Origin of the sequence: Gordonia jinhuaensis, from assembly GCF_014639795.1 — a bacterium.
Classification (GTDB): Bacteria; Actinomycetota; Actinomycetes; order Mycobacteriales; family Mycobacteriaceae; genus Gordonia_B; species Gordonia_B jinhuaensis.
On the sequence record NZ_BMGC01000016.1, the window covers coordinates 75,056 to 88,255 of the forward strand.

10 protein-coding genes are annotated in these 13,200 nt (G+C 64.4%); 3 read left to right on the plus strand and 7 right to left on the minus strand.

Annotation, left to right across the window (positions count from 1 at the left end):
• Positions 1-24: 24 nt before the first annotated feature.
• The 6 genes from IEW22_RS12065 to IEW22_RS12090 all read right to left on the minus strand — a co-directional run bounded on the left by IEW22_RS12065 (position 25) and on the right by IEW22_RS12090 (position 9,131).
• Entirely contained in the window at positions 25-2,052 is a 2,028-nt protein-coding gene (locus IEW22_RS12065) for a YhgE/Pip domain-containing protein (RefSeq protein ID WP_308421393.1), read from the minus strand.
• A gap of 94 nt (positions 2,053-2,146) precedes the next feature.
• Entirely contained in the window at positions 2,147-3,898 is a 1,752-nt protein-coding gene (locus IEW22_RS12070; protein ID WP_188586848.1) for an HNH endonuclease signature motif containing protein, read from the minus strand.
• 157 nt (positions 3,899-4,055) lie between these two features.
• Complete coding sequence (locus IEW22_RS12075; RefSeq protein WP_188586849.1) at positions 4,056-4,811, minus strand: MBL fold metallo-hydrolase; 756 nt, start codon at positions 4,809-4,811, stop codon at positions 4,056-4,058.
• A gap of 30 nt (positions 4,812-4,841) precedes the next feature.
• Positions 4,842-6,785, minus strand: coding sequence for a galactan 5-O-arabinofuranosyltransferase (locus IEW22_RS12080; protein WP_188586850.1), 1,944 nt, complete (start codon positions 6,783-6,785; stop codon positions 4,842-4,844).
• Between the two features lie 81 nt (positions 6,786-6,866).
• Positions 6,867-7,628, minus strand: a complete 762-nt coding sequence (locus IEW22_RS12085; RefSeq protein ID WP_188586851.1) for a decaprenylphospho-beta-D-erythro-pentofuranosid-2-ulose 2-reductase — start codon at positions 7,626-7,628, stop codon at positions 6,867-6,869.
• A gap of 81 nt (positions 7,629-7,709) precedes the next feature.
• Complete coding sequence (locus IEW22_RS12090) at positions 7,710-9,131, minus strand: FAD-binding oxidoreductase (protein ID WP_188586852.1); 1,422 nt, start codon at positions 9,129-9,131, stop codon at positions 7,710-7,712.
• A gap of 124 nt (positions 9,132-9,255) precedes the next feature.
• On the opposite strand from IEW22_RS12090, the gene IEW22_RS12095 reads away from it, so the two are divergent.
• From IEW22_RS12095 to IEW22_RS12105, 3 genes are all read left to right on the plus strand, one after another.
• Positions 9,256-10,050 carry an SDR family oxidoreductase gene (locus IEW22_RS12095; protein WP_188586853.1) on the plus strand — a complete coding sequence of 265 codons (795 nt, stop codon included), beginning with the start codon at positions 9,256-9,258 and terminating at the stop codon, positions 10,048-10,050.
• A 98-nt stretch (positions 10,051-10,148) separates the two neighbouring features.
• On the plus strand, positions 10,149-10,580 hold the full coding sequence (locus IEW22_RS12100) for a GtrA family protein (RefSeq protein WP_229742554.1): 432 nt from the start codon (positions 10,149-10,151) through the stop codon (positions 10,578-10,580).
• 131 nt (positions 10,581-10,711) lie between these two features.
• The gene (locus IEW22_RS12105; RefSeq protein WP_188586854.1) at positions 10,712-12,616 is read left to right on the plus strand and encodes a glycosyltransferase; all 1,905 of its coding nucleotides are present in this window, start codon (positions 10,712-10,714) and stop codon (positions 12,614-12,616) included.
• Between the two features lie 17 nt (positions 12,617-12,633).
• Here IEW22_RS12105 and IEW22_RS12110 read toward each other — a convergent pair.
• A partial coding sequence (locus IEW22_RS12110; RefSeq protein WP_229742543.1) for a hypothetical protein occupies positions 12,634-13,200 on the minus strand: 567 nt, incomplete at its 5' end.

The following is a 13,200-nucleotide window of genomic DNA, read 5'->3' on the forward strand; positions in this document are numbered from 1 at the left end:
CGGAGAGTGGCGGGAACGGCACGCTCACGCCGTCACCCGCGCCGGTGCACCGATGTCGCTGCGGTCGTCGGCGCTGCTGCGTGTCGACTGCGGTGCTCTGACGACCGCCGCGTGGCATGCGGTGATCACCGCGGCGATGGCGATCACCGTCAGCTGTGCGTTCCAGAATCCGGGGGACCCGTTGAACGCGTGGATCATTCCGTCGCGTACGTAGGTCATCGGCATCAGCGGATGCAGGATGCGCAGCGGCGTCGGCAGCGTCTCGACCATCCAAACCCCTCCGAAGGTGAACACCTGGAGCATGATCGACGCGAGGGAGGCGAGGGCTCCGGCCACGTACCCGCCCACGGCGAACAGCAGCCCGACGAGTGCGGAGTTCATGATCGTGGCGAAGGTGACGCCCACGATCACCTGTCCCAGGTGGGCCGGATTGGGTGCCGGATCGACGAGTGCCCATACTCCGGCTCCCGCGACGGCCATTCCCATCATGCTCAGCACCGTGACGGCACCGATCCGGCGTAGCCAGGGGCGCAGTCCGACCGTTCTCGGGTGCGCGGTGGAGAAGCGAAGCGGACGCAGGCACAGGAACACGATCAGCGGCACGAGCGCGCTGAGGATCATCAGCATCACCGGTGCGCCGCCGGGACCGTGCGAGCGCGAGGGTGCCAGGTTCTGTGTATGCGTCGACACGGGAGTGCCGAGGAGCTGGGCCAGCGACTTCTGATGGGCGCCGTCGCCAAGATCAGGTAGGGAGCCGACACCATTCGACAGCGCCGAGGACAGTCGGGCCGCACCCGCGTCGAGTGTGCGGGTTCCGTCGCTGAGTTTTTGTGCGCCGCCTGCGGCCTGAACCTCGCCGGTGTTGATCTTGTCGAGGCCTGCGCTCAGTTTCGTCGCGCCGGTGCTCAGCTGTTGGGACCCGTCCACCAGAGTGTCAATACCCTTGCGGTACTGGGCGTTCGGATCGCTGAGTTGCCGAGCCAATGTACGGCTACCCGTCCGCAGTGCGTCGAGACCGTTGACGAGTGCCTCGAGCTGGGTGAGGGAGGCGGCGGCCTGTGCGGTAGTCGGGTCGTGGGCGCCGCTGGGCAGCAGTGCTTGCAGACGGCTCAGCTGCGCTGACAGCGCGGTGGTGTCGACACGGCTCACCACGCTGTCGATTCCGTCGGCGAGCTGCGTTGCTCCCGATCCCAACTGGTCGGTTCCGCTCCGCAACGTGAGCAGGCCCGAGGACAGTTTGTCGGTGCCGTCGGCGAGCTGGTGACCGGCGGCTGCCGCCTGGGTTGTGCCCGGCACCAGGCTGGTGCTCAGGCCTGTCGCCAGCTTGCTCGCCCCGTCGGCGAGCGCGCTGGTCCCGGTATGGAGTTGACCTGAACCGGTTGCGGCGCTGCGTAGTCCATCTCCGAGTGTGGTCAGTCCGTGGACGGTGGTTCCCACTGTGGTCGTCGCGGTGGCGCTGGCCAGTTTTGCGCCGATCGCCGACATCACCCGTCCGCCGATACTGGATGCCATCAACGTGTTGTTGTCGTTGTACATCACGTTGATCAACGCTGGGGCCATGCTGGTGGACCCGAGGCTCGCGAGGGTCGAGCTGAAGTCATGGGGGATGTCGACGACGAAGTAGTACTTGCCGGCGGCGAGTCCTGTCATCGCTTGTTGTCGCGTGACCTCAACAAAGCCGAGCGTTCGTGACGTCAGCAATGTGCGTGACACCTGATCGCCGGCGGAAAGAGTGGACTTGCCGGATACGGCAGGACGATCTTCGTTGACGAGGGCCACAGGCATCTTGCCGATCGTGGAGGAGGGGTCCCACATCATCCACATGTAGACGGCGGAGAAGGCCAGCGGCAGCGTGACAACGAGCGCCACGACCGACCGCCATATCCGTCGAGAATGCCAGTGTCCATGGTTGACGTTCAACGGCGATGAGCGAGAGGCGAGTTGGGGCTTGCGGATGAACGGCATGTGGAGGTCATTCCTTTTGCGCGGAGTGCTTGCGGCGGGGGTTTGCGTCAGTCGGGCCTGCGGGAACCGGCTACGGATGACAAGCATGAAAGCGATTCCCGGCAGACATTTCGTACGGGAGCAAGAATCTCCGAACGCGAATTGGTGTTCTCGCACCACGACTGCGGAGCCGAGCTCCGTGTCAGAACGGTGGCCGATCCTCGGTGGCGCGCCGTGCTTCCTGCGCCTGTTCGCCGTCGAGGGCTTTGCGGTTGCGTTCTCGTTCCTGGCGGCGGCGGGCGTGTGTGTCTGCCAGGCGTGGTCGGCGTCTGGTGGGTGAATCAGCGGTGTTCGGTTGTGGTGGTGGGTGTTTCGGTGGTGGTTCGGGGTTGGTGAAGGTGATGTCCCGCAGGGTCGGGAACAGGTCGTCACCGGATTCGGCGTAACCGTGGATGGTTGCACCGTTCTGGGTGTAGAAGACCTGCCGGGCTTTGCCGGTGGCGTCGATGTACTGGTCATCAAGAAACACGCCGTCGGTCTTCATTTGATGGTGCATCCGGCACTTGGTCGCCAGCCCGGCAGCGGTGGTCTGGCCACCAGCCGCGGGGTTGTCGTGGTCGTATTCGTGCACGTGGTCGAGGTCCCCGGCGAAGGCGGGCTTGTCGCAGCCGGGCACGGTGCAGTAGCCGTCCCGGATGCGAATGAACAGGTTCATCGCGATGCTGGGCCGGTAGGGGTCTGAGGGCAGATGCGGTCGTAGTGGTTTCCCGGCCGGGTTGATCGGTCTGATGACTGCCCCCGTGCGTTGGGCCAACTCCCGCACGTAGTCGCCGGAGATGACGCCGTAGCCGTCCATGAACCCCACACCGGAGTGGCGAGCCGAATAGGCGCGCTTGGTCGTGGGCTCGGTTGTGGGCTTGGGTTCGGGCTCTTCAGCCGAGTCAGGTTCAGCGGCAACAGGTTCAGCGGGTCCGGTGTTCTCCGGAGCAGTACCGGTATCGGAACCCTCGAACAGTGTGGGCTCGGCATCGGCGGCCCCAACCGCAGGTTCTGTCGCCTCCGGCTCGGGCTCTGGTTCCGGATCTTCGAGGGTCGCGGCTTCGGTGATCACATGGATGATCACTTGTGCTTCGGCGGCTTGCACCATCGCCGGCGCGGGGATGGTGGCGTCACACTGGTCGCCGCGGTCGCACTGGCACTCGAACAACTCGCCGGACAGCAGGGCGAACACGGCGTCGGAACGACGCGCGCCGTCACGACGCGGATCACCGTCGCACACACTCGATGCCAACGCGTCGACGCGCGCTGCGGCGATGCGCACGTTTTCGGCGGTCATTGAGGCGTGCAGCACCGCCGTACCGTCGGTCGCGTTCTCGGCCCACACCCGACGGCCTTCTTCCGACGCCTTTCGGCGTTCACGCACGGCTGCGGGGTCGTGGCGGAACACAATCCGATCGCACATATCCCGCAGACGTTGCAGCGACCAGCTCCCTTGCCGCCGCAATGCCTCCGCCAGTTCGGCATCCACCACTGGTGCATACTCTTGGCCGCCGACCAGAGCGGTGCGGGCGATGATCGTGCGGATGTGTCCGCCGGTGATCACCCCGTCGTGCAGGCATTGCGCGACCTGCGGAAGGCCCGCGAACAAGTGCGCGGCGTCCATCAACTCGGTTTCCACACCGGCTTGACTGCGGCCGAGCATCATCGCGATCTCGTTCGCCGCGCGGGTGTGAGCATCGTAGACGCGGCGGTCTTCCCCGGCATACGGGGCGACCAGCCGTTCGAAGACCTCGGCCATCGCCCGCAACCGGTGCCAGTCCATCAACGCACTAGCACGCCGCGCCCGAACAACAACTTCACCCAGACCAGCAGCATCCACCTCATCGAGAGACTCGGGCAGCCCCAACACCGAGAGATCCGGATCTGACTCAACAGACTGTTCAACCAGAGACATCGGAACCCCCTCCCCGGTGGATGACCGCGACTCGAATCATCTATCGAATACATGTTCGAGTCTACCGAGAAAAACTCACCCCGACAAGGGAAACAGGACAAATGCAGACCCCATCGAAAGATCATTCACGTGAATGACAGAGCAGATCTGTCGGCGTTCACTCCTGTGACAACGCCTGTTCGGCGGCCTTTGCCACTGACACGCGCATGAATGGCCCGTGGCCGGGGAGGAGCAAATCGGAGTCCAGATGCGTGAAGCCGATCAGCGCCTGGGCTGCCTCGGCCCGGTCGTGGTCGAATCCCCGCGGAATCCGTTGTGGCCCTGTCATTCCAGAGACGCGATGGCCGGTGATCAATGCATCGCCGGATACGAGTCCGCGACCGTCGGCGACCAGGAATGCGGCATGTCCACTCGTGTGACCGTGGCTGGGCACGAGCACCGGCCGGCCGGGAAGATCCAGCGGCACGCCCGCTGCAACACCCTGCGCGTCGTCCACGCCCGCGCGGCTCAGCACTCCCAGCGGCAGTACCTCCACGAGCCACGAGATGGCGCGAGGGCGGTAGGCCATGCGCGCGATGTCGAGCGGACCGGCTTGCTCAAGGCGCTTTCGGCGGGCGTGTGCTACCTCGATCTCGTCGGTGTACACCGGGAAGCCGTACCGCCCAGCGAGTTTCGCCAGCCCGCCGATGTGGTCGACGTGCGCATGGGTCAACAGTCCGGCGACCACGGCTTCGGGTGTGCCGCCGATCATTCGGATCGAATCGACCACCAGATCGGCATGACCCGGGTATCCGGCGTCGATGAGCGTGATGCCGTCATCATCGCGCAACAGCGTCCAGTTCACATGGTCGGTGTACACGTGGTGCACTTCAGATCCGCGCCCGACGTCGATGGACTCGATGGTGAGTTTCATTCCAGTGACCCACTTTCACGTTCACAACCCTCAAGCCGGGGTCAGGAAGCGCTCGCCGGTACGGACCACCACGACGAACGGCCCCACCTCGGTGACGGTGAAGCGAGGATCGGTGAAGAGGTCGGCAGGGAAAGTCACCGTGTACCGCTGCACATTCGGGTCGTTCGGGTACACATCGCGGGCCAGGCGCAGCGTGTAGCCATCCGCCGAGTACCGGAACAGGAAGACATTGGGAGCCTCCCACGCCGAGTGGTTCAGCTGGTCGATGAGATCGTCGGGAGTTGTTGCGTGCGACCATTTCTCGATCGCCTCGGCGCGTTTGTCAAACTGGGCCAACGGATTCGCATAATGCGATGTCAGGCACTGGAAACCCCAGTACGGATAGATCGACAGGAAACCGTAGTCGGCGGTGAGCACCACCGACCGGTTGGCCGGTGCATGAGTCTGCTCACGAATGGTCTTGTCGATCTGACCGAAGTACGACTCCGCGCTCGGTGGGCGCTTGTCGGCGCGGACGCCGTTGCCGTCGGTGTCGGTGTAGGCGATGGAGATCTCCGAGGACAGACTCGACGGGATCGACTGCGAGACAGCGATCGCCAGTGCGATCCCCACCACGGCGATCGCAGTACGAATGTCACCGAACCGGCCGACCAGTGCCACCGCGAGCTCGGTGACTCCGAAGATGCCCGCAGCGGCGAGAACCACTGCCAGCACCGGCTCCAGGCGGAAGGCCAGCAATGTCGACCCGGCGGCGGTAGCCGCCATCGACAGCAGACAGAACAGGTAGACCGTCACCACGGCGATGCCCAGCGCGGTGGCCACGGTGCGGCGTCCGAATCTCAGCAGGATCCAGATGAACCCGACCATGCACAGCAACCCGACCAGCGACCAGTGCAGCATCGGGAACGGAAGAACCGACCCCGACGACGGAAGGTAGTGTTCGGCTGTCCCGCCGCCCGATGGCGCACCGCTGAGCTTCTTCGCCAGATATGGAGCCCACACGATCAGCGCGACCAGTCCCGCGATCACCGCGATCACCACCAGCCGCCCGACTAGTCGCAGCAGGTCGCGGAATCGCCGCGCGCGCACTGCCGCACGATGCGCCGACGGGTCGGCCGCGCGCCGCCACGCGAGTACCGCCAACCACAGCGTCATCAGTACGGCGGTGAGTGCGTAGTACCCGGTGAACAACGTGTAGAACGTCGCGCTGAGACCGATGAACAGCCCCGATGCGAGAATGCCCGCGCGACTGCCACTGCGCAGCGCGTGGAAGATCACCACGAGCATCGGGGTGCCGATCATGATCAGCACCGCGCCGTAGGGTTCCGGCGAGGCGTAGATGAGGGTGACCGCAGTGGTGGCCAGGCTGACCGCGATCGCGCGGTCGGTGCGGATCATGCGTGTCCACAACACCATCGACACCGCAGCGGCCACCGCGATCGAGATGATCGCCCAGGGTTTGAAGGCCTCCCAGCCGGCCTGACCAGCCACCGAGGCATACCGACCGCCCAACCAGAACCAGCCGGCCGGGTAGTAGGGCGGCAGACCCACGTAGGTCATGTCGGCCAGATGGGGCGAATCGGTGAGGCGCGTGAGGTATTCGGTGCGGAACTGCTGGTCGACGGAGATGCCGAACAGGTAGAGCTTGGTGGCGCCCAGCGGCATGGCCAGTGTGACCGTCGCGAATCCGGCGATGCCGATCCACGACAGCGGTTTCACCGCCCACCGCCACCAGCCGCGGCGGTCGCAGACGACCGCGATCACCAGGATGGCTATCGAGATGCACTGTCCGGTGGTGGTCAGCGCCGAATCGACGTTGGAGGAGTTGAACGCCGGCCAGTCGACTGCGGCGATCGCCTTGAGTCCCACCGCCGCGACCACCAGTGCGATGACCGCCGCACCGATGAGTTCTGAGACGGTGACCGCATGACGACCGGCGATCAGATGGCCACCGACGCGATGCTCACGCCGCACGTCCCACTCCCGTCACTCACCCCCGGGCCGGCCCAGGCGGCCCCTTGTCCGAGGTGACGCGATCGTCACCCCGGCGTGTTCTCAGATGGGCAGCTTACGGAAGATCTTGCGCGGGATGTGACGCAGTACCGCCATCACCAGACGGAACTGGGCAGGGACCCAGATGATCTCCTTGCCCTTGACCACACCGTCATAGACCGCGGCGCCCACGTCTTCCTTGTTGACGGTCATCGGCGCTTCCTTCACACCGGCCGACAGGCGGGTACGCACCTGACCGGGGCGCACCACCAGAACGCGCACGCCGTCGTCGTGGCAGGCCTCGCCGAGTCCGAGATAGAAGCCATCGAGCCCGGCCTTGGTGGAGCCATAGAGGAAGTTCGAGCGGCGAACCCGCTCGCCGGCAGCCGAACTCATCGCGACGATCTGGCCGTGCCCCTGCGCGCGCATCTTGTCGCCGAGCAGCACGCCCACCGACACCGCCGCGGTGTAGTTGATGGTCACCTCGGTGACCGCCTTGGGCTGGTCCTGCCACACGGTCTCGTCGTCGAATTGCACACCCGCGGCCACGATCGCGAGGTCCACATCTCCCTTGGCGAAGGCCTTCTCGATCATCGCCGGATGGGTCTCGGGCTTGAGCGCGTCGTAGTCGATGCGTTCGGCCGAGGAGGCACCGGCCGCGAGCATCTTCTCCACCGCGGCGTCGCCCACCGGGTCACCGGGAACGGTCGCGAGGATCACGTGTGCGGGGCCCTTCTTGAGGAACTCCTCGCAGATCGCCAGACCGATCTCGGAACTGCCGCCGAGCAGCAGGATGGACTGAGGTGAGCCAACGGCATTGAACATCGGTACGGTTCTTCCTTCTTCTTCGCGGTACGCCCGCGGGCGGGGAGGTCTGTCTGTCGGGAACGCCAGATCTGAACGAGCTCAGAGCAGTTCGAGTCGGCGACCCATGTCGGAGATGAAGACGTTGTTCGGGTCGATCGAGCGACGGGTGGCGATCCAGTCGTTGATCTTCGGGTACATCTGGTGGAAGTGCTCGGCGGAGGTGCGCGCATCCTTGGCGGTGTAGAGGCGTCCGCCCATCTCCATGATCCGCAGGTCCATCTCGTTGAGGAACTCCGCGAGACCCGGGCGCAGCGGGAAGTCCAGGCACACATTCCAACCCGTGTGCGGGAAGCTCATCGGCGCCTTGTTGCCCTCACCGAACAGCTTGATGACGTTGAGGAAGCTGATGTGTCCCGACGCCTGGATGTCGGTGATGATCTTCTTGAACTCGTCCTCGTTGCCCACCGGCACGATGAACTGGTACTGGGTGAATCCGCCACCGCGACCATAGGCGTTGTTCCAGTTCCCGATCAGATCGAGCGGGTGATAGAACTGCGGCAGGCTCTCGATCACGCCGCGCTTGTTGGAGCCCATCTTGTAGTAGAGCTCGCCGATCAGCGTGAAGTCGAACTTGTTGTCCAGACCGCGCGGGAAAATGTTCGGCAGTGTGATGAGCGGCTTCGGGTCGAACTTCAGCGGCTCTTTCTTCAACTTGGCGGGCAACTCGTCGTAGGTGGCGAGGTTGCCGCGGCTGAACGAACCACGCCCGAGCTTGGGGGGACCGCTGATGGTGTCGAACCAGCCCGAGGCGTATTCGAAACCGTCCTCGTAGCGCTGGTTGAGGTGCAGATCGATGGTCTCGTCGAGATTGTTCGTGGTGAACGTGTCGGCAAGGAAGTAGGCGGACTCGGTGCGCTTGAGTGCGATCTTGGCGCGCAGCACGATGCCGGTCATGCCGATACCGGCGACGGTCGACCAGAACAGGGTGCCGTCGGGATCGTCGGCGCTGCCCTCGGGCTTCAGTGTCAGTACCCGGCCGTCAGCCACGAGCAGCGTCATCTCGACCACGTGATTGCCGAAGCTGCCCTGGCTGTGGTGGTTCTTGCCGTGGATGTCGTGGGCGATGGCGCCGCCGATGGTCACCTGGCGGGTACCCGGCATCACCGGGACCCAGAACCCGCTCGGCACGACGACCTTCATCAGGTGATCGATCGACACGCCGGCGTCGACCTCGATGATCCCGGTCTCCTCGTCGAAGGAGTGGATCTTGTTCACCAGCGTCATGTCGACGGTGAGACCGCCGGAGTTCTGACCCGACTCGTTGTACGAGCGGCCCAGACCGCGCGCGATGATCCCGCGACGCAGGTAGTCGGGCTTGTCGGCGTTGGCATCGGCAACGGCGGCAACGGCCTTCGCGATGACCTCGACGTCGGGCGTCTCGAGCACATGGCCATCGGTGGGCGTGGTGCGGTTCCAGCCTTCGAGGTGGCGGACTTCGATGGGCAGATCGGTGGTAGACATCGCGGACAAGACTACTCGGTGTGCTCCGATGCCCGATCGGAGTCCGGACCCGGTGTTCGCGGACGCGGGCCCCACCCATACCTGTTGTGCGCCTCGTCACGTATGCGCGGGTAAAACAATGGTCATGACTGCTCAGAATGTCTTCATCACCGGCGCAGCGGCGGGAATCGGCCGCGCCACCGCACTGTCTCTGTCGAAACTCGGCTACACAGTCGGTGCCTTCGACATCGACGAGGCGGGTCTGACGTCGCTCGCCGAGGAGATCGAAAGGTCCGGCGGAAAAGTGCGAACCGGCCATCTCGACGTGCGTGATGCCGACGAATTCGCCACGCGGGTGACCGAATTCGCCGAGGCCGACGGCGGGAAGCTCAACGTGCTGATCAACAACGCCGGCGTGCTCGAGAGCGGACCGTTCGAGGACATCGACGTGGCCAAACACCATCGCGAGATCGACATCAACACCAAGGGTGTGGTCAACGGGTGTCACGCCGCATTCCCGTATCTGCGGGCCACGAAGGGGGCGACGGTGGTGAACCTGGCGTCGGCGTCGGCGATCTACGGCCAGGCCGACCTCGCCAACTACTCGGCCACCAAGTTCTTCGTCCGCGGTCTCACCGAGGCCCTCAACATCGAATGGGCCGACCGCGACATCCGGGTGGTCGCGATCTGGCCGCTGTTCGTGCAGTCGGCGATGACCGCGACGCTCAAGACCGGCACCACCGATTCGCTCGGGATCAACCTCGGGCCGCAAGATGTCGCCGACGTGATCGTGACTGCGGTCCGACCAGGCGTGGTGAACAAGGCCGTCAATCAGGTGCACTACACCGTGGGACGTGACACCGCGGTCCTGGCCGCCGGCTCACGCTTCTCACCGGTCTGGCTCACGCGGCTGGTCAACAAGCGTCTGGCACATCACTGACCCTGGTGGGACGTCCTCTACGCTGGTCGCTTGTGTCCGAAGAGCAGCAGCACCAGCCGGAATCGCCGCATGAGGAGTTCGAGTCGCCGCATGCGCCGATGCCGATCGAGCTGCCACTCGACGACCAGGAAGCCTCGACCAACGTCGATCTGAAGACCCAGATCATCCGGTTCATCGTCACCGGTGTCGGTTCGGGTGTCCTCGACTTCGGGCTGACTCTGATACTGCAGTACGGCGTCGGCGCACCGGAGTGGCTGGCCAAGACCTGCGGCTGGATCCTGGGGACCACGGCGGCCTACCTGGTCAACCGGCGGTGGACCTTCCGTGCGACACCCAGCGCCAGGCGGTTCATCGCGGTGGCCTTGCTCTACTTGTGCACCTTCGGGATCCAGGTCGGCATTTACTCCGGGCTCGCACAGGTGTGGCCGGAGCGGCCGATCTACAGTCTCTTCGCCTATGTGATCGCGCAGGGCACCGCGACGGTGATCAATTTCGTGGTCCAGCGCATGGTGATCTTCAAGATCGAGTGAGTGCATCGGTAAGGAACGGTCAAGCAAACCGTAAGAACCAGTCAAAAAGACATAAGACCAGCGTATGACCGGTTTATTCGGTCTGGGATCGGTGTGGGATCGCACCGCGTGGACGGGTAGCTTGGCTGTCGATGACTACCGCAGCAGTGCATGTGTCCAGTCCTGTCGCCGCGTCCCACAACGACGCCGCCGACAGCCACTCGACATTGGTGCAGCGCACCTTTTTCACCGGACCCGACGCTCGTGTGGCCGACGGCCTGTACGTCGAGGTCGACCGGGAGCGCAGTGACCGCACTCGGACACGACTCGTGTTGGCGCCGGGTGCATGCGCGAGCACAAACACCTATTTCGGGCGTTTCGCCGCGTCGTTCTGGCAGCGTTATGCCGAGTTGGCGTCGGTGCGGCTGGAATTCGACCATCAGATTTCGCCGCAGCCCGATGCGGTGGCGGGCCCGGCTCTGCGCGTCGAGCTGTGGGCGTCAGATCCCAGTGGTCGGCAACGTCCGCTCGGGACCACCGAGTTCGCAAACACCGGCCACGCCTCGTTGGACATCGCGATCGACCGGTTCGTCGACGGCGGCGCGGTGTGGTTCGACCTGGTCGCTCTCGGTGCCACGGTCAGCGTCTCCGATGTGCGGTGGAGTATCCCTACGCCGGAGCGCAATCGTCAGGCGGCGGTGGTGGTGTGCACCCACAACCGGCCCGAGGACTGCATCGACACCGTCACCGCACTGGCTTCCGACGAGGTGGCGATGGCGTCGATCGCCTCGATCCACATTGTCGACCAGGGTGATCAGCGAGTGGCCGACAGGGAGCGCTTCGCCGCGATGGCAGACCTGCTCGGCGACAAGCTGATCTACCTCACCCAGCCCAACCTTGGCGGTGCAGGTGGATTCAACAGAGGTATCTACGAGTTGTCGCCGGGCGGGACCACCGAACTCGACATCATCGTGATGGATGACGACATCCTCTGCGAGCCCGAATCGGTGCTGCGGATGACGTCATTCGCCAACGCCTCGATGGCGCCGGTGCTGGTGGGCGCGCAGATGTTGTTGCTCTCGGAGACCTCCCGCTTGCATATGGGCGCTGAGTGGGAGGTGCTCGACAAGATCAAGGCTGGTGAACCCACCGCATATGCGAGCAACGGACTGAACCTGCTCGAGAACCACCTCGACGGTCGCTCTGATGCCGGCTGGAACGGCTGGTGGTCATGTCTGCTGCCGGCCGAGGCCGTGAATGCGATGAGCCTGTCGCTGCCACTGTTCTTCCAATGGGATGACATCGAATTCGGTATCCGCGCACGCCATTCCGGCTTCCCGACCGTCACGCTGCCGAATGCCGGTGTGTGGCATGCGGATTTCCATCTCAAGGACTACGACGACTGGTCGCGGTACTTCAGCTGGCGTAACGGCATGATCGTCTCGGCAATCCACGGCCGGTTCGACGGCACCACCATCGCCAAGACCGTCGCCGACGAGATCGGCTCACACATCGCCGCGATGCAATACGGCCTGGCGCAGACCCTGATGCTGGCAGTGAGCGACTTCCTCGCAGGCCCTTCGGTTCTCGACGACGGCGGCCAGTCGAAATTGGGCGAGTTGAAGAAGCTTCGCGCCGACTATCCCGAGACGCTGATACGTCCGGCGTCTGAGGTTGGTGCTCAGGCCGACAACAACACCCGGATCGCGCTGAAGGGACCCGAACCCGACGAGTCGAAGGTCCGGCTGGTTCTCGCCAAGCGTCTGGCGAAACAGATTGCCGGACAGCTCAATCGGGCACCGGTGTCGATTCCGGCCGACTCGGCGCAGTGGTGGCATGTCTCGCAGTTCGACAATGCGATCGTCACCGACGCCTCCCAGCGCGGTGTGCGCGTGCGCCGACGTGATCGCGACACCGTGGTGCGCCAGAGCCGAGAGCTCGCAGCTCTGTGCTTGCGGATCCGCTCCGAAGCGCCGGAGATCCAGCGCACCTGGCGAGAAGCCATGCCGCAGTTGACCAGTCGGGAGAACTGGAAGCGGTTGTTCGACGGGGAGTGAGGGGTGGTACGGGCTGATCAGAACCAGCGCGTGAATGCCGGATACTCAGCGACCGATGGATCGATTGTGTTGGGCGGGAATTGCCCCGTCGGCGCATTGACCAGCAGTGACGCCAGTCCACCGCGGTCATAGAGCCAGAAGCCGCCCAAGTCGGTGTAGATCGCCGGCCAGTCGTCGGGATCATCGCCGATCTGGTGCCAATATCCATATGCGCCTGCCGAAGCGCCTCCCCAAGCGGTGAAGGACTCTCCGGCCAGCTGAATAGGGAATTCGTTGCCGTCGGGTTCGCACCACTGGTAGCCGATCTCGTCAACCGTCTCTTGCCATCCGGGGTCGTCGAGGATCTCGCGAAACTTCTGCGTCTCGGCATAGATGTTCATTCCCTCGGGACCGCGCGGCGTGAAGACGAATATCTCGCTGGCAAAACGACCGGGGCCGTAGCTCTGCACTATTTCCCGGTAGTCACTGGGTGGTCTGAACCGCCTCTTCCTGATTGACGGTGCGTGGAACAGGTTCTTGCGACCACAAGATGTAGGGGTGAGCAAGATCGCGGGGTGATGGGCGGTGTCGCTGGAGGTGTAGGC